Annotated in this window: 21 protein-coding genes; 19 read left to right on the forward strand and 2 right to left on the reverse strand. The window is 36.4% G+C overall.

Features of this window, described 5'->3' with window-relative positions; all coding sequences use genetic code 11:
* Positions 1-2 precede the first annotated feature (2 nt).
* Positions 3-1,397, forward strand: coding sequence for a Fe-S cluster assembly protein SufB (sufB, locus tag ACYSNO_RS10810; RefSeq protein WP_461731103.1), 1,395 nt, complete (start codon positions 3-5; stop codon positions 1,395-1,397).
* 96 nt (positions 1,398-1,493) lie between these two features.
* Here the strand turns inward: sufB and ACYSNO_RS10815 are convergent, their stop codons facing one another.
* Positions 1,494-2,645 carry a tyrosine-type recombinase/integrase gene (locus ACYSNO_RS10815; protein ID WP_461731104.1) on the reverse strand — a complete coding sequence of 384 codons (1,152 nt, stop codon included), beginning with the start codon at positions 2,643-2,645 and terminating at the stop codon, positions 1,494-1,496.
* Positions 2,646-2,694: 49 nt separating this feature from the next.
* Positions 2,695-3,309 (reverse strand): helix-turn-helix domain-containing protein, encoded by a 615-nt coding sequence (locus ACYSNO_RS10820; protein ID WP_461731105.1) that lies wholly within the window; start codon positions 3,307-3,309, stop codon positions 2,695-2,697.
* A gap of 154 nt (positions 3,310-3,463) precedes the next feature.
* Between ACYSNO_RS10820 and ACYSNO_RS10825 the strand changes: the two genes are divergently transcribed.
* The 18 genes from ACYSNO_RS10825 (at position 3,464) to ACYSNO_RS10910 (ending at position 15,509) form a co-directional block, all read left to right on the forward strand.
* The gene (locus tag ACYSNO_RS10825) at positions 3,464-3,679 is read left to right on the forward strand and encodes a helix-turn-helix transcriptional regulator (protein WP_461731106.1); all 216 of its coding nucleotides are present in this window, start codon (positions 3,464-3,466) and stop codon (positions 3,677-3,679) included.
* Positions 3,680-3,961: a helix-turn-helix domain-containing protein gene (locus tag ACYSNO_RS10830; RefSeq protein ID WP_461731107.1), complete on the forward strand. Its 282-nt coding sequence runs from the start codon at positions 3,680-3,682 to the stop codon at positions 3,959-3,961.
* 57 nt (positions 3,962-4,018) lie between these two features.
* A complete protein-coding gene (locus ACYSNO_RS10835) occupies positions 4,019-4,540 on the forward strand; it encodes a hypothetical protein (protein WP_461731108.1) in 522 nt (173 codons plus the stop codon).
* Positions 4,541-4,656: 116 nt separating this feature from the next.
* Entirely contained in the window at positions 4,657-4,827 is a 171-nt protein-coding gene (locus ACYSNO_RS10840; RefSeq protein WP_461731109.1) for a hypothetical protein, read from the forward strand.
* Position 4,828: 1 nt separating this feature from the next.
* Positions 4,829-5,092 carry a hypothetical protein gene (locus ACYSNO_RS10845; RefSeq protein ID WP_461731110.1) on the forward strand — a complete coding sequence of 88 codons (264 nt, stop codon included), beginning with the start codon at positions 4,829-4,831 and terminating at the stop codon, positions 5,090-5,092.
* Positions 5,093-5,104: 12 nt separating this feature from the next.
* Positions 5,105-5,977, forward strand: a complete 873-nt coding sequence (locus tag ACYSNO_RS10850; protein WP_461731111.1) for a primase alpha helix C-terminal domain-containing protein — start codon at positions 5,105-5,107, stop codon at positions 5,975-5,977.
* Positions 5,978-6,063: 86 nt separating this feature from the next.
* Entirely contained in the window at positions 6,064-7,422 is a 1,359-nt protein-coding gene (locus ACYSNO_RS10855) for a virulence-associated E family protein (RefSeq protein WP_461731112.1), read from the forward strand.
* A 250-nt stretch (positions 7,423-7,672) separates the two neighbouring features.
* The gene (locus ACYSNO_RS10860) at positions 7,673-7,885 is read left to right on the forward strand and encodes a hypothetical protein (RefSeq protein WP_461731113.1); all 213 of its coding nucleotides are present in this window, start codon (positions 7,673-7,675) and stop codon (positions 7,883-7,885) included.
* Between the two features lie 20 nt (positions 7,886-7,905).
* Positions 7,906-8,349 carry a hypothetical protein gene (locus tag ACYSNO_RS10865; protein WP_461731114.1) on the forward strand — a complete coding sequence of 148 codons (444 nt, stop codon included), beginning with the start codon at positions 7,906-7,908 and terminating at the stop codon, positions 8,347-8,349.
* Positions 8,346-8,729, forward strand: a complete 384-nt coding sequence (locus ACYSNO_RS10870) for an HNH endonuclease (protein ID WP_461731115.1) — start codon at positions 8,346-8,348, stop codon at positions 8,727-8,729. The genes ACYSNO_RS10865 and ACYSNO_RS10870 overlap by 4 nt, the downstream gene beginning before the upstream one ends.
* A 123-nt stretch (positions 8,730-8,852) precedes the next feature.
* The gene (locus ACYSNO_RS10875) at positions 8,853-8,993 is read left to right on the forward strand and encodes a hypothetical protein (protein ID WP_461731116.1); all 141 of its coding nucleotides are present in this window, start codon (positions 8,853-8,855) and stop codon (positions 8,991-8,993) included.
* Between the two features lie 78 nt (positions 8,994-9,071).
* On the forward strand, positions 9,072-9,545 hold the full coding sequence (locus ACYSNO_RS10880; protein ID WP_461731117.1) for a phage terminase small subunit P27 family: 474 nt from the start codon (positions 9,072-9,074) through the stop codon (positions 9,543-9,545).
* The gene (locus ACYSNO_RS10885) at positions 9,542-11,236 is read left to right on the forward strand and encodes a terminase large subunit (protein WP_461731118.1); all 1,695 of its coding nucleotides are present in this window, start codon (positions 9,542-9,544) and stop codon (positions 11,234-11,236) included. Before ACYSNO_RS10880 ends, ACYSNO_RS10885 begins: the two co-directional genes overlap by 4 nt.
* A gap of 154 nt (positions 11,237-11,390) precedes the next feature.
* A complete protein-coding gene (locus ACYSNO_RS10890; protein WP_461731119.1) occupies positions 11,391-12,632 on the forward strand; it encodes a phage portal protein in 1,242 nt (413 codons plus the stop codon).
* The gene (locus ACYSNO_RS10895) at positions 12,571-14,040 is read left to right on the forward strand and encodes a phage major capsid protein (protein ID WP_461731120.1); all 1,470 of its coding nucleotides are present in this window, start codon (positions 12,571-12,573) and stop codon (positions 14,038-14,040) included. The genes ACYSNO_RS10890 and ACYSNO_RS10895 overlap by 62 nt, the downstream gene beginning before the upstream one ends.
* Before the next feature lie 241 nt (positions 14,041-14,281).
* The gene (locus ACYSNO_RS10900) at positions 14,282-14,566 is read left to right on the forward strand and encodes a head-tail connector protein (RefSeq protein WP_461731121.1); all 285 of its coding nucleotides are present in this window, start codon (positions 14,282-14,284) and stop codon (positions 14,564-14,566) included.
* Entirely contained in the window at positions 14,553-14,888 is a 336-nt protein-coding gene (locus ACYSNO_RS10905; protein WP_461731122.1) for a phage head closure protein, read from the forward strand. Before ACYSNO_RS10900 ends, ACYSNO_RS10905 begins: the two co-directional genes overlap by 14 nt.
* Positions 14,889-15,287: 399 nt before the next feature.
* The gene (locus ACYSNO_RS10910; RefSeq protein WP_461731123.1) at positions 15,288-15,509 is read left to right on the forward strand and encodes a hypothetical protein; all 222 of its coding nucleotides are present in this window, start codon (positions 15,288-15,290) and stop codon (positions 15,507-15,509) included.
* The last annotated feature ends 320 nt before the right edge of the window (positions 15,510-15,829 follow it).

A 15,829-nucleotide genomic window follows, 5' to 3' on the forward strand; every position in this document is an offset into this window, starting at 1 on the left:
ACATGAGTGGTGTTCCAGAATTAGAAGAATATAAATATGGCTTCCATGATGATGTCAAGCCTGTTTTTAGTACAGGTAAGGGTTTGACGGAAGAAGTCGTTCGTGAAATCTCACGAGTAAAAGATGAACCAGAATGGATGTTAGATTTCCGTCTAAAATCGCTTGAAGCGTATCACAAAATGCCGATGCAAGATTGGGGTCCTAGCTTAGACGATTTAGATTTTGATGAAATCAAATATTACCAAAGAGCCAGCGATAAACCAGCCAGAGACTGGGATGACGTACCAGATAAAATCAAGGAGACTTTCGAACGCATCGGGATCCCAGAAGCCGAGCGTGCCTACTTAGCGGGAGCTTCTGCGCAGTACGAATCAGAAGTGGTCTACCATAATATGAAAGAAGAATTCCAAAAAATGGGCATCGTCTTCACCGACACAGATTCTGCACTAAAAGAGTACCCAGAAATCTTCAAACAATATTTCTCAAAACTCGTTCCACCAACTGACAACAAACTTGCTGCTTTAAACTCAGCCGTTTGGTCAGGAGGAACATTTATCTATGTACCAAAAGGCGTAAGAGTCGACGTCCCATTACAAACCTACTTCCGAATTAACGCAGAAGGAACCGGACAATTCGAACGTACGCTAATCGTAGTTGATGAAGGCGCGAGTGTGCATTACGTTGAAGGCTGTACCGCACCAACCTATTCATCAAACAGCTTACACGCAGCCATCGTTGAAATCTTTACCTTAAAAGACGCCTACTGCCGTTATACCACGATCCAAAACTGGTCGGATAACGTCTATAACTTAGTAACCAAACGCGCCCGTGCCGAAGCTGGCGCAACCGTAGAATGGATTGACGGCAACCTAGGTGCCAAAACAACGATGAAATACCCAAGTGTCTTCCTTGAAGGCGAAGGCGCTCGCGGAACCATGTTATCTGTTGCCTTTGCCAACGGCCAACAAATCCAAGATACTGGTGCAAAAATGATTCATAACGCACCAAACACTTCCAGCTCCATCATTTCGAAATCAATCGCAAAAAGCGGTGGTGAAGTCAATTACCGTGGCCAAGTGACTTTCGGTAAAAACAGTGCCGGCTCGATTTCCCATATCGAGTGTGACACCATCATTATGGATAACCAATCGAAATCCGATACCATTCCATATAACGAAATCCATAACAGCCACGTCGCTTTAGAACACGAAGCCAAAGTCTCAAAAATTTCAGAAGAACAACTTTACTATCTAATGAGCCGCGGCTTAACAGAAATTGAAGCGACTGAAATGATCGTCATGGGCTTTGTCGAACCATTTACAAAAGAATTGCCGATGGAATATGCGGTGGAATTGAACCGATTGATCCAGTATGAGATGGAAGGCAGTGTAGGTTAATAATAATAGATAAGCTAGAAACGTTGTTAAATCAATGTTCCTAGCTTTTTTGTTTGCCTTAAATTTGAAGATGCTATCCGTAATACTATCTATTTGTTAGAAACTTAAATAGTTCGCTAACTTTTGGCTAGTATTTTCAGCTTGTTGTGGTGTTACGTGGGAATATATATTCATTGTGGTTTTTACGTCTTTATGACCTAACCTTTTTTGAACTTCATTGATTGATGCCCCAGCTTCAAACATTAGGGAGCATGAAGTGTGTCTAAATCCATGCGGAGCAATCGGGAATAAATTCAGTCCTTCATTATCCGATTTCTTGTATATCCACTTTAACCAGTCGTTGACTGCCTGGGGATAGTAATAAGTATTGTATTGGTTAGGGAACATGAGTTGATTCTTTTTCGATGAATTATAACCGAGTTTAAGAAAATCTTGTTTCATTATGTGAATCCATTTTCTTAATGCTTTGACTGTTTCATCATCTAATGAAATTGTTCGATAAGAAGTAGTTGTTTTAGGCGTTTGAAGAATGACCTCATCATGTTCATCAATCGCAATCGTTTTGCCAATTTTTAAAGTGTTATTGATTAAGTCTAGATCAGTAACGTATAAGGCTAATGCTTCACTTTTTCGCATACCCGAGAAGGCAAGCAATCGGAAGAAAGCATAATACTTATAGTTGTCTAACGTTTCCGTAAAGTCTAAGAACTCTTTAAGCTGAACTTTATTATAGAAGTTCGGCTTTTTTTCTTCTTCTTTTTTCCGTGGAAGAATCGTCTTTTTCATTGGATTTGAATCCATTAGTTCCATAGATACGCCATAAGTCATGATTTGGGCAGTCGCACGTCTTATATAGTTGTATTGCTTAAACTTACCATGCCATTCATTTACGCACTTTTGACAATAAGAAACGGTTATCTTATCCAATCTAAGCTTACCGAACTTAGGCAGTACATGACCTTCAATGAAACGTCTGTTAGTAGCCACAGTTGACGGTTTAACGCTCATTCGATGTTGAACTAGCCAATCATCATACAGTTGTTGGAATGTGATTGTAGGCTTGTTTTTAGCGCCTTTTAAGATGCTGACTTTCAACTTTTCAAATTCTTCACTTGCTTCAGCTTTAGTGTTAAAACCTCTGCGACTTGTAACTACTTTCTTATCAGTAATTGGATCAGTAGCGACATATCCGCTAAACATCCATTTTCTTTTATTGTTCTTATCTTGATATTGTGTAAATTTTGCCATTGTTGTTTTCCTCCCATTTGTTACTAGCTGGGGGCAAGTAGGGGAGGGGTTAATCTAATTCAAATATAGCATCTAAAACTTTTTTTATTTTTATTTTATCATCATATGAGAGTTTTACGCCTCGATAATATGTTGGTACTTTACTGTATTGAGTGAAGCCTTTTGAAGAGTTGGTAACGATATTTAAGTCATTAAATAACCACGGATTTATATCGAAGATTGAAGAATCTTTGTCAAAGGGAGAACGTATTTTTGATTCATTTCCATCATTGTCTTTAAAAACAATCATAAACTCATTATTTTCTAAAGGCCTGTTTTCTTCTTCTTCTAACCCCTTCACCAATTCCCAGAGCGGACGAATTTCTGTTTCTTTATTATTTTGTTTTTCTCCATGTACTACGAAATTTCGTTCAGTAGTATAGCCCGCTAGTTCTAGAAATTGGATGTAAAGATAAGTAACCATCCCCTCGTCACTTCCACCAAAGTATTGTGCAACTTTTTCTAGTATTTCGATTCTAGGCCTTTTTTTCTTTGCATTTTCTAAGTCTGAGATATAGCTTTGGGAAACGCCTAGATCTTTAGCGAAATCAACACTCTTAATATCATTGCTTGTTCTTAGTTCCCTTATTGTTTGTCCTAGTTTTTCTAAATTTTTATCGTTCATACTTTCCCTCCTTACATTTCTCATAATATCATTATATCTCGTTTGGGATTTAAAATAAACAAAAATATTTAAAACTAGGTATTGTTTTATTATTTCGTATGAGATATACTTGAAATATAAATATCGGAAGTTAGATATAGGGAGGAGATTGACGATGAATATTGTTGCGAAAAAAAAAGAGATAAAAATAGCTTTAATCCATAATGGGTTAAATCAAAAAGAACTTGCTCAAAAAATAAAAATCAGTGATTCAGCATTATCAAATTTTTTAAATAACAGGTTTTCAATATCTGCTGATAAAGCTAAATTGATTTGTATTATATTGCATAAGAAATTTGATGATTTATTTTTCATTAAAGGAGGTGATTAAATGGAACTTAGAATAGATCAGTTGGAATTATCGGAACAAGCAAGTGATTTGTTTATTCAAAAAGTGATAGGTGAGATTAGGCCCGCACTAGAAGTTGTGGCAAAAGAGTTAAAACAAAAAGAATGGTTATCGCTGGGTGAAGCTTGCGAGTATATCGGTATTTCAAGAAATACTTTAACTAGTCATTTCCTTGAACGAGGGTTACCCGTATCAAAAATTCAACAAGTGAAGCGGATTTCTAAAACAGATATAGATATTTTTTTAAATGAAAACAAATTTTAGTTGTTGCTGGGGGCAAGTAGGAAGTCGCAGAAGATTAATAAATAGGAGGAACAAAAAATGTCAGCTAATAAAACGATTGAAAAATTTCAAGAGATAATTAAGAGTGAAGCAGATGTGGCAAGTTTAATCGAGAGTATCAGTGAAGTTTATATGATGCTACAAGGGGCGTTTGACATCGAAGAAGGGAAGTCTTATGAAGTTGATTATTATGATGGCAGACAATGGGAGAAGGTAACAGAGAGCGCTTTTCAACGTATTCAATCGTTAGTAGCATTCGTTTTAGAACGTCCGCTAAGTGAAATTGTAGAAAATTTAGGTATTGATCCAGAAGAAGAAACGCACCAATTAAGCAAGAGCGAAAATCTTGAGATGTATCTTGGGATGATTGAAGAAACGTTGAGCGAGTTACAGGAAGATTTTACATCAAACAAAACTGATGATGAATTATTCTCGAAAGTATCAGATATAGAGGATTTTCTACATGATTTTAAATTGACGCTCGATCCCGAAAAGGAGATTCATAAGCAATCTTTATTGATGGTTAGTGTACCCGAAGAGTTATTAAGAAAGGTTTTATGATTATGATGGAGAATACAAAAAAAGCCCTAACGTTTCAACCGACCAAAGCGATACGTTAAAGGCAAACTAAATTGTATTCTCCTCAATTATACCACAAATATTAGGAGGACGAAATGATGAAGAAAAAGACACGAAGATTTTTATTATTAGTAATTTTGATTACGGTATTTTCAGCATTTAGCCCATTGGTGAAATTGTTGATATGTCTACCAATGCTGATTTTATTGCTGGTAGAATGGGATGCCTTTACACTTGAGAACAATAGAAAAATTGAGGGAGTTAATTAATATGAAAACGAATAATATTGCAAAAATAAACGGTCTAGAAGTAACTACAAAACATTTAGAAAAAAATGCTATTGATTTAACTAAGCTATCAACTCGTTTAGATTTAGTCGTTAAGCTGTTATCAAATGTAAATTATCAAAGGTTGCAAGGAGACGAGTTTTCAATGACATATTTTTTTGATGGCCAATTAACCAATGTAATTGACTTCCTTCAAGACTGCCAGGAAGAAATTTTAGAAGTTTCAAACGAGATTTGTCCGGATTAGGAGGGATAGGCAATGATTTACACAGGTACACCAATTCCAAGCACCTTAAATGAAGGTTTAGATGCTGATATTATGCAATTCTTTCTTGATTATCAACCGTCTACTGTTTTGGTATCACAATCGGAAGAAGAGCAGCGAAGGTTGAAAACGACAGTAGTTGATAGTTTTATATCCGGTGAATTTAGTCAGTTAGTTAGAAATGACGATAACATTATTTCTCGTGATGCTTTAGTGGTTGATATAGATCATACGAATTTATCCGAACAAGAACTTACTAAGTCTATCCATCAAAGGCTAGGTAATATTAATTACGTGCTATACCCTAGTCTTAACAATGGGTTTAAGGGTGTTCGTTATCGTTTGGTTGTACCACTTGATAAGTCGGTTGATAAGGATGATTACAAATTACTAACGAAGTATTTTTGTTCCATCGTCTTAAAAGAGATTGTTGCGAGTGTTGATGAAAGCAATTTTACTTTTTCTCAATTACAAGGATTGCCTATCTTAACTCAAAATAATACAAAAGAAAAAATAATTGTATGGATAACAGACCAAATTTTTCCAGTAGAAGCAGGGTTAAAGGCTGCTAGAGAGACTTATAAAGAAAGGTCTTATCCGAAAAAAAATGATTACCGCCCAACAAACAAAACAAGAACAGCGTCATTTTTAGATATGATTTTCAACGGATTGGATGAAGGGTCTAGAGATAGTTCACTGACTAAGCTTGCTGGGTGGTGTCTATGGCACGGGGTGGATAACGAGACGTTAGTTCAAGCTATGCACGTAGCCAATGTAAACAGTAACCCGCCATTAAATGAAAAAGACGTGAACAAGATTATAACAAGCATGATAAAAAAAGACGTTAGGGGGAGGGGAACACGATAGATCTTAAAGATATTTTGAATTTTCCAGAAGCAAAACAAAGAAATGAAAAAATTGTAGAATTAAATTCTTGGAAGTCTCGATTGCGATTGAATAAAGAAGAAAAGATACTGACTTCTTCAATTAGAAATATTGAGTTGATTTTAACGAATGATAGCAATTTAAGGGGAACGATTGGATATAACGAGTTTAGCGGCTATGTTTACTTGATGAAAGATTCCCCTTGGGTCAATCGGAATGCTGGGCAATGGGAAGATAGCTTTGAATCGGCGTTACTATCTTACATGGAAGAACATTATGGCGTGTCGTTTAACGAAAACAAGCTACGCAATGCCATTGATAACGTGTCTAGGATGAATGTATTCAACCCAGTTAAAGAACGTATAGAATCACAAGTATGGGATGGTAAAAGCCGAATTGAAACACTATTCATTGATTTTTTAGGTGCAGAGGATAACGTATATACACGAGAAATTACAAAGCGTTGGATTGTTGGAACAGTAGCAAGGACTTATCAGCCAGGTGTCAAGTTTGAAATGGTTCCCGTATTATCGGGGAAACAAGGGATAGGGAAGTCCACGCTACCTAGTTTGTTATACACTGATGAATACTTTTCAGATTCGTTGGAAGGGTTGGGCGAAAATAAAGATGATTACCTCCAATTAAGAAGTAACGTCATATTGGAGTTGGGTGAGCTATCTTCACTAAAGAAAACCGATATAAATAAAGCAAAGAACTTCATATCCGCCAAGTACGACGATATAAGAATGCCTTATGAAAAAAATACGGTTAAATGGCCTAGAAGATGTGTATTCATTGGAACAACGAACGATAATGAGTACCTAGTCGATTTTAGCGGAAACAGAAGATTCTTTCCTTTGCCATGTAAAAACGAACCAAAACAAAATATGTTCAAGATGAAAGACGATTACTTCCTTCAAGTCCTAGCAGAAGCGAAAGTTTTATATGAAGACAAGCAACCAATATTCTTTGATTATGGAAATGAGTTGGATAAAAAAGTTCTTGAAATGGCTGAAAAATACCAAGATGAAGCCAAGCTTGATGATCCAGCAGAAGAATCAATAGTCAAATACCTAGGAATGGTTGTTCCCGATACGTGGGATAAGGCGCAGGTTTGGGTGAGACGTTCATATTACCGAGAATACCCGGAAAGTAAAATTGATAAACGAATACTCGAAATGTTCCCTAGATATTCTCGAATGGTATTGCTGGAAGGTGTGTTAACTGCAGATATATTGGAAGTGGTATTTGAAAGAGAACCCAAAGAAACAATACAAGGAAAAAGCAATTCAGACAAAAAGAAAATTTCGTTAATTATGGGTAACATTGGAGAATGGGAAAAAAAACAATTATCAAACAGAAATAAACGCAGAGGTTTTTTTAACAAGGAAAATAGCACTGAAAACAAGAAAAGTAACATTAAGTAACATTGGGTAACATTGCTAATGTTACCACTCAATCGCTTGTGTGGTAAGGGTTATAGCGTGTTGGTAACATTGAACATTGATATATAGTAAAGAGTTTTGTAAGTCTGTATATTAGCTATAAGGTATAGAGGTACAGAATTGTTGTGATTTTAATGTTACCAATGTTACCAATGTTGCAAGCCTTGGTAGATAAGGGTTTGAGCAGTAACATTGGAATGTTACATAAAATAGAAACTAAAAGGAGAAAAACATGACTAAAGAATTAAAATACTTCAATGGGTTAGCAGTTGTTCGATTATATGAGGGGCAAGACAATGTTAAATCAATGTGGTTAGCAGAAGATACAGCAATCGTGATGATGGAAGATGGAACACAAAGAACAATCATTAGTCCTTATATCGAGTTGAAAGAAAAGTATCAGTCGATTGAAGAACAATTTAAAGACACACCGCTATTCAAATAAAATCAAAGGAGACAAGAACTATGAGAAAAATAATGTTTTTTTATACAGAACAACAACTAACAGCCGCACAACGAATTTTGGATGAGTGCTTCACTGACTACATGGCGTATGTGGATTCAATCGGTACGATGCTAGAAGCGAATGCGGAGGAACACGACCTACCGAATCATTTACAATCAAAGCTAGATATTATTAAACATGGAATGATGGAATATGAATATTTCGTTGTAATACTTGGTGAGAACTTTAAAGGTTATTCAGAATTATTTAAAGCAGTGTTCAGTCATTGGTTAGATAACAAGTATCTTCATCATTTAGGACTGCTAGGTTATCAGACCAATGCGGAGATTGACGAGGATGAAAAGAAAGAGATGAACCGTAAAGGACAGCTACTCATAGAGGTCACCAATGCAATAGCTGGTAGCCTAAATAAGGACGGCTCAATTCCTATGGCATCTAAATGATTCCGCAAAAACAGTGCAACAAAGCTGGATGTAGAAACTTAGTGAACTATACAGTGAGGTATTGCAGGAAGCATGAGCAGGTATCAGAGAAACAAAACTATCAAGATCGTGTAGCGAAAGATGGAAAGTATCTTCACTTTTATAATGGAAGGTCATGGAGAACTTTATCAAGATTGTATCGTTTGAAAAATCCAATTTGTGAAGTTTGTTTATTAAATAATGTAATAAAGAAAGCTGATGTAGTAGACCATATCCTGGAGGTCAAGGATAGGTGGGATTTGCGATTAGATGAGAAGAACCTTCAATCTATGTGTCATTCTTGCCACAATACTAAGACAGCCGAGGAAAAACGGCGTAGAAAGGCCACCATTAAGGGTTAGGGGGCAGTCGTTCAGAAATTATTTACATCGCGTCCCCATCAAAGTCTCACAAGAAGCCTTCTCGAAAAACCACAACCGTTTACAAAGGTAAACATAAATAGTATAATGGAGGTATAGAAGTTTATGCAAGATAAGATTGTCATTACACTATCTAACGGAACAACTAAAGAAATTACAATCCCAAAATATGGCGAGATAAATTTCACTGTTCGCAACGGAAAGATAGCAAACATAAAAACAACTTTAGATGAAAAAATATGTTAAATACACCTAGACAGTAAAACTGAGGATGTATCACTTGATTGTGGTATGTCCTCTTTTTTTGTTAGAAAGGAGGACAAAATGAGTAGTATTAAGATTTTATCAGATGATTTTAAAGGTCATGCTTCAAAAGAGCATAAAGCCCAGCGAGAAGATGCTAGGCAATCAATGTTTAATCAAGTGGAATTGGTATCATGCCCCCCAGACTATTTCAATGCAACTGCTACAAAGGAGTGGGAGCGAATTATTCCAGTATTAAAAAAAGATTTACCTTTAAGTGAAGCCGATTATGGAATGTTGGTTGCTTATTGTTTGGCTTTTGCACGAGTTGCATCGGCTGAAAGAGAAATACGAAACAAAGGTGTATTCATGAAGGCGGCCAATGGTGCAAGAGTAGCCAATCCAGCAGTTAGAATGCAAAGTAATGCTATGAGTGATATGAAAATGGCGGCTACCGCACTAGGTATGACGATGTTAGAACGGTCAAAAATTGCTTTAAATAGTGCAAAAGAAAAAGCGCCAAGTGATCCCTTTGCGGAGTTGATGCAAAATTGATTGAATACATTGAAAAAGTGTTGTCGGGGGAATTAATCGCACCTAAAAAGATTATTCTAGCTTGCGAACGGCATCAAAAGGATATAGAGCGTTCCAAGTCAGATGATTTTCCTTATTACTTTGATGAAGCACAGGCGAATAAATCAATTAAGTTTATCGAACTACTGCCATCAACGAGTGGCGAGAAAATCAATATGCTAGGTTTTCAAAAGTTTATTATTGGTAGCTTGTATGGATGGCGAACGAAAGAAGATAATTTCCGCAGGTTTAACCGTGCTTTTATTTCTAAATCAAGGAAGAACGGCAAAACGTTTTTAGCAAGTGGAATGGCTGCGAATGCACTTATCTTGGAGAACGAGCCAGCAGAAGGTAGGCAAGTATTATTTGTTAGTAACGCCTTAAAACAAGCAAAACTTGGCTACGATATGCTTTCTAATTCATTGAAAAGTGTAACGAAAACAAGTAAATTTCTACGGCAACAATTAAAGATTATGAACTCAAAAATCATTCATATTCCAAGTAATTCATTCGCAATCGCATTGGCTAGTGAAACAAGCACATTAGATGGTTTTGGCCCGACTACCGCCATCTTGGATGAGTGGCATGAAGCTAAAAATCGAAAAACTTATAACGTTATTCGTTCGGGTCAAACGCAACAAAAGAACGGATTGCTAGGCGTTATCAGTACAGCAGGACTTGATTTGAATGTTCCGATGTATGAGGAATATCTCTTGTTAGAACGCATACTAGAGGGCTTAGATGAAGCGGATAGATACTTCATTGCGATTTGGGAACTTGATGATGAAGATGAAATTCACGATCAAGAGAAATGGATAAAAGCGAATCCGATATTTGAAAGCGAAGAAATAAAAAAAGTAATGCTACCCACTATTCAAGATGATGTTGATTTAGCTTTGAAACAAAATAACCTTAATTCCGTTCTCGTGAAAAACTTCAATCTATGGCGACAAGCGAGCGAAGATAGTTTTATGAGCGGGGAAGACTGGCAAGCCGTAGAGGTTGAGCCAAAGGATATTAAAGGAAAGCCCGTTTATATCGGTATCGACTTATCGAAAACGGACGATTTAACAAGCGTTTCTTGGATTGTCCCTTTAGATGAAGGCAAGCTTTATTGTGATTCTCATTCCTTTGTAGCTACCAAGTACGGCTTACAGGATAAAGAAAAGCGTGATGGCTTACCTTATCGAGAACTAGAGAAAATAGGAGAATGTTCTATCACGCAGTTAGCTAGTGGCGTAGTTGATTACGACCAAGTTTTTCATTTTATCCAAAGTTTGATTGAGGAGAATGATTTGGAATGTTTGGGTATTTGTTATGACCCATACAATGCTAACAGCTTAATTTCAAAGGCAGAAAAAGCGAATTATCCAATGCTAGAGGTTCGCCAGGGAACATTGACTTTAAACGTACCGACAAGAACCTTTAGGGAACAAGTCTTTGAGAAAAATATCGTTCATAAAACGAATACTATCCTTACTCATGCGGTCAATAACGCCATAACAAAGGAAGATAATAATGGTATTCAGATAAACAAAGCGAAGAATAGCAACAAAATAGACCCCGTGGCGGCCTTAATGAATGCTTATGTCTTTGCAATGGATTACTACGACAGTAAGGAAGGAGCGAAAGCAGACAATGATTTTTATACAAGTGATGAATTTTCTTTTTAACCATCTTCATTCTATTTTATTGTTGCTGGGGTTAGTTCTTATCGTGGTAGCTATTTCATTTTTATCAAGTGTGTATTACGGAATGTTAGCCCTAGGAATCGTACTTATAGGCGTTTCATTGGTAATAAATCCAAAATAGAAAGGAGGTAAAAGAATGGCATTTTTCAAAAGTAAAGAAATAAAAACGACCACAGGCGACCCATTTCTAGATCATGTCGTCAGTCTTCAAACGGATGATTATAGTACCAGTTATTCAAGTGTGAAGGCAATTCGAAACAGTGATGTTTTTACGGCCATCAAAATTATAGCCAGTGATATTGCTTCAAGTCCGATTCAGTTAGTAAATGCAAGCATGCCCCAAGAAGATGATGAAGTTGTTAAATTACTTAACCATCGACCCAATTCAGAAATGGATGGTTGGCACTTCAAGTTTGCTTTGGCAGCTAATATGCTACTGAACGGCAATAGTTTTGCTGAAATTAAGCGAGAAAGTGAGCAGGCGAAAGCACTTCACTTGCTACCCAATTCATCCGTAACAGTTAAACAAGCAGACGATGGTTCGCTTATTTATTCAGTCGGTGAAAAGAAACGAAGGATTGCTTCAAAAGATATTCTTCATTTTAAATACTTCACACAAGACGGCTTAACAGGACTATCACCATTGTATGCGCTACGTGATGAAATTAAAATTCAAGCAGCAGGTAACCGAACGTGGTTCAGTTTCTTTTCAAGAGGGGTCAATGGTAGTGGAATATTGAAAATCAATAAATCCGACCTAGACAACAAAGCGAAGAAAGCGATACGTGAAAAGTTTGAAGAAGCCAACGGTTCAAACGATGGCGATAATGCACTAAGAACCATTATCTTGGACGATACGATGGACTACAAAACATTAGAAATCAATACCGATGTATTAAAGCTAGTCAATTCAAGCGATTGGACGACTAAACAAATATCTAAAGCTTTTGGGATTCCATCGGAACGCTTAGGAGTGGAGAACGTGCATTCCAGTAGCGCCCAAAGTAACTTAACTTACATTCAGAGTACATTGATTCATTATTTTAATGTCTTTATCAGTGAGTTGGATAATAAGCTAAAGTCTGATGTAAGTGAAAATTTTCGTTTCAATACGGATCGTTTACTCGAATCAGACCCCGAAACAATGGTTAAAAATATCTTGGACCAGGTAAAAGGTTCGCTGATTACGATAAATGAAGGACGTGCAAAAATGGGCTTGCCATCAATGGTTGGTGGGGATCGATTGCTTGCTAGTCTGAACTTTACATATTTGGATTCACTAGAGAAATATCAATTTAGAGAACAGGAGGGAACAGATGGAACAGGAGAAACGAGTAACGGAACAAGCGGAATTACAGGAGAACAACGAAACAAGTAAGAATATTTCGGGTTATGCTTTTAAGTTTAATCAGCCATCAAAAGATTTGGGTGGTTTTGTAGAAGTCATTACACCTGAAGCTTTGCAAGAAGTGGATTTATCAAATGTCTTTTTGTTATATGGGCATGATTATTCAAAACCTTTAGCAAGCACCAAAGCAGGCACATTGAAATTAGAGGTAGACGATACAGGACTTCACTTTGAAGCCGAGTTACCAGATACCACCTATGCCAATGATGTTTATGAAAATGTCTCAAAAAAGATTTTGGATTCAATGAGTTTTGGTTTTGTATTGGGAATGGATTCGTTCGACCAAGCAGAAGATGGTAGCGTGGTACGTTCGATTGACAAAATGAAGGCATTGAATGAAATCAGCGTTGTAACTATTCCAGCGTATGATAGTACAAATGTTCAAGTGGATAAGCGTTCCTACGAGGCGTTTATGAGCAATAGTCCATCAAATAAAAATGAAACGGCCTTAGAATCCACTTCTAAGACACAAGAGGAGAGCAAAAACATGGAAAAAACATTAATTGATAACGAAAAAACAGAAATTAGAGGATATGAAGATTATATCCGCAGTCAAGGGGAAGAACGTGATGGCGTAACTACGGTAAGTGCAGCAGCAGTTGTTCCAAAAGAAGTAATTGGTGAAGTGTTCGATTTAAAACGTTCAAGTTATAATTTGGCACAATATGCAACGGTTAAAAGTGTTTCAAACGGTCAAGGTACATATCCAGTTGCAACAAACCAACAAGCGATTTTAGGAACAAAGGCAGAGTTAGCAGAAATTGGTGATGTTGAAGCTGAAATGTTCACACAAGTTGAATATAAAGTTGAAACACGAGCAGGTAAAATTGCTTTATCTAATGAAGTCATTGAAGATGCAGAAGTAAATATTGTTCAAGAAGTAAAATCTCAACTTGCTAAGTTAGTAGAAAATACCGACAACAAGCATATTATGGATTTACTGAAATCATTTGCTAAGAAAACAATCGCTACATTGGATGAACTAAAAGAATTGCACAACGTGGCACTTGATCCAGCGTTAAATAAAATGGTAATCGTAAATCAAAGTGGTTTTAATCATTTAGATACCTTAAAAGATTCTGATGGCCGTTACTTATTACAGCCCGATGTAACCGCAGCAAGTGGTAAGTCATTGTTTGGAATGGCAGTTGTGATTATTTCAGATAAATTGTTTGCCAATCCTAAAGCAGGTACTTTCCCAATGATTATGGGTGATATTGCCCAAGCGGTATTTGTAGCACGTAGAAACCAAGTAACAACCCAATGGGAGAAGTTCGACCACTACTCACAAGGGTTAGCAGTTATTGTTCGAAATGACTACAAAAAGATTGATGATGAAGCAGCCGTGTATATTGAATTTACACCAGTTGTAGAATAAAGAATTGTAGGGAGGGGATTTCATATCCCTTCCTTTTTTAATTTCACAGTCGAATTTTCGACAGTGAGCTGACCACAAAAGTGTGGTTACCTGAAAAGTCAGCCGATTAAAATAGGTAAGGGAAAAAGTTCCTCCACCTATATCAAAGTGTTGGCGTCGCGAATCGCTACCCCCATGTTTTAACATATTGATGAACAGGAGCCGCCAAAGTTGGCGAGACCTAAAAAAGGAGGATAAAAAAATGATTCATGTAGAAGATATAAAAAATAGTCTAAGAATCGACCATGATCTAGATAATGAAATGATTGAACAATTAATCGCTACTTCAAGCGCTTATATTATTAGTGCGATTGACAGCGAAGATACAGAAGGCGTTATTGAGGAGTTCAAGCAGTTTGATTGGGCAGTGTCTTTACTAGTCCAGCATTGGTATGTAAACCGTCAAGAAGTTAGTAGCGAACGTATGCCAGTAACGGTGCTTTCATTAATTCAACAAATGAGAGGTGCATATTATGGCAATCATTAATAATATAAATGAGTTAGATGAGCGTATTGTTTTTCAAGAGAAAAGATTCATTAAAGATGAAAATGGCGATATGACAGAGAGTGTTGTAGAGGTTGGAAAGTGTTGGTGTCATGTAAAGAAACAACTTTTAAAAGAGATTAAGGCGAATTGGGGAACAGTTTTGCATGATACGGTTACCTTTATCATTCGTTCTTATCAGATGTTTGAAATAGAGCATACTATGACGATTCAGTACGATGGTAAACATTATGAAATCATTCAATCAGCGCCAGATGCAACAAGTAAAGAATATCAGCTAATCATTGCTAAGAGAATAGATTAGATAATTGATTACAGTTGTAAATTTATAGTTATTTTAGTATAATAGAAGTAGTAAACGAAGGGAGTGGCTACCTGGAGTTTATAGGTTAAGCTGACCGAAACCTTGTACTACTTGAAAATTGTAGGCATGATTGCAAGCGTGCTGGACTAGAGTAATACAAGTGAAATGTAATCAGTAGGGAGGAGGGGAAACTCACCTCGTAGTCATAGCTGTTTGAATGATTGCCAATCTTCTTCCATGTCAATGACTATACTGTTTACGACCTAATTTTTCGTATATAAAAATAGCCCAAGGTAATTTTGCCAGCGGCTTTCTTATAACGATTTTAAAACTTCTTCTTAACACACTCTTAACAGGGTGTGTTTTATTGTGTTATAGTTAATTAAAAAGGAGAATAAGATGAACGTAGATAAGATAGCCTTTACAGATGGATTTGAAATAAGAAAACTAGAAAGCGGAACAATAAATGTTTATAAAACAGAATATGTAGGAAATAGACAAAATAAAAAATATTTGAGAGAGATAGCATCAAACTTAGGCGTTGATATTTTAAACTCTAGAGGTAATGAAAAAGGCACAAGACAACTTGGAAACGATATAATAAAAGCGATAAATAATTAATGCCCCCAGCTAAAAAAGCTATCTAAATACTATCTATTTGTAAAAACAGAAGTGAATGTATGACCTATTCACGCTAGTATTCAGTTTTAAAACGTTGTTAAATCAATGTTTGTAACTGTTTGAAAAGGATAGTCTTAAATGGAAGGGTCAGTGGGCTAGACCCATAATAGAAGTTCCGAATGTTGATTTAACAGGCTCTTTAACAATAGGTGTTGGTAAATATTTAGACAATCTTTAGAATAGAGTCAAACGATCAAGCGGCGATTTTCACTGCTTGGTCGTTTTTATTTTTTTGGATGGGCTTTGTTTTAAAATACTTT

Source organism: Enterococcus sp. LJL98, assembly GCF_054871745.1.

Excerpts from the sequence above, each read along its gene's own strand:
- sufB (WP_461731103.1), top strand. The coding sequence starts at position 3 with ATGAGTGGTGTTCCAGAATTAGAAGAATATAAATATGGCTTCCATGAT.
- ACYSNO_RS10815 (WP_461731104.1), bottom strand. The coding sequence starts at position 2,645 with ATGGCAAAATTTACACAATATCAAGATAAGAACAATAAAAGAAAATGG.
- ACYSNO_RS10820 (WP_461731105.1), bottom strand. The coding sequence starts at position 3,309 with ATGAACGATAAAAATTTAGAAAAACTAGGACAAACAATAAGGGAACTA.
- ACYSNO_RS10825 (WP_461731106.1), top strand. The coding sequence starts at position 3,464 with ATGAATATTGTTGCGAAAAAAAAAGAGATAAAAATAGCTTTAATCCAT.
- ACYSNO_RS10830 (WP_461731107.1), top strand. The coding sequence starts at position 3,680 with ATGGAACTTAGAATAGATCAGTTGGAATTATCGGAACAAGCAAGTGAT.
- ACYSNO_RS10835 (WP_461731108.1), top strand. The coding sequence starts at position 4,019 with ATGTCAGCTAATAAAACGATTGAAAAATTTCAAGAGATAATTAAGAGT.
- ACYSNO_RS10840 (WP_461731109.1), top strand. The coding sequence starts at position 4,657 with ATGAAGAAAAAGACACGAAGATTTTTATTATTAGTAATTTTGATTACG.
- ACYSNO_RS10845 (WP_461731110.1), top strand. The coding sequence starts at position 4,829 with ATGAAAACGAATAATATTGCAAAAATAAACGGTCTAGAAGTAACTACA.
- ACYSNO_RS10850 (WP_461731111.1), top strand. The coding sequence starts at position 5,105 with ATGATTTACACAGGTACACCAATTCCAAGCACCTTAAATGAAGGTTTA.
- ACYSNO_RS10860 (WP_461731113.1), top strand. The coding sequence starts at position 7,673 with ATGACTAAAGAATTAAAATACTTCAATGGGTTAGCAGTTGTTCGATTA.
- ACYSNO_RS10865 (WP_461731114.1), top strand. The coding sequence starts at position 7,906 with ATGAGAAAAATAATGTTTTTTTATACAGAACAACAACTAACAGCCGCA.
- ACYSNO_RS10870 (WP_461731115.1), top strand. The coding sequence starts at position 8,346 with ATGATTCCGCAAAAACAGTGCAACAAAGCTGGATGTAGAAACTTAGTG.
- ACYSNO_RS10875 (WP_461731116.1), top strand. The coding sequence starts at position 8,853 with ATGCAAGATAAGATTGTCATTACACTATCTAACGGAACAACTAAAGAA.
- ACYSNO_RS10880 (WP_461731117.1), top strand. The coding sequence starts at position 9,072 with ATGAGTAGTATTAAGATTTTATCAGATGATTTTAAAGGTCATGCTTCA.
- ACYSNO_RS10890 (WP_461731119.1), top strand. The coding sequence starts at position 11,391 with ATGGCATTTTTCAAAAGTAAAGAAATAAAAACGACCACAGGCGACCCA.
- ACYSNO_RS10895 (WP_461731120.1), top strand. The coding sequence starts at position 12,571 with ATGGAACAGGAGAAACGAGTAACGGAACAAGCGGAATTACAGGAGAAC.
- ACYSNO_RS10900 (WP_461731121.1), top strand. The coding sequence starts at position 14,282 with ATGATTCATGTAGAAGATATAAAAAATAGTCTAAGAATCGACCATGAT.
- ACYSNO_RS10905 (WP_461731122.1), top strand. The coding sequence starts at position 14,553 with ATGGCAATCATTAATAATATAAATGAGTTAGATGAGCGTATTGTTTTT.
- ACYSNO_RS10910 (WP_461731123.1), top strand. The coding sequence starts at position 15,288 with ATGAACGTAGATAAGATAGCCTTTACAGATGGATTTGAAATAAGAAAA.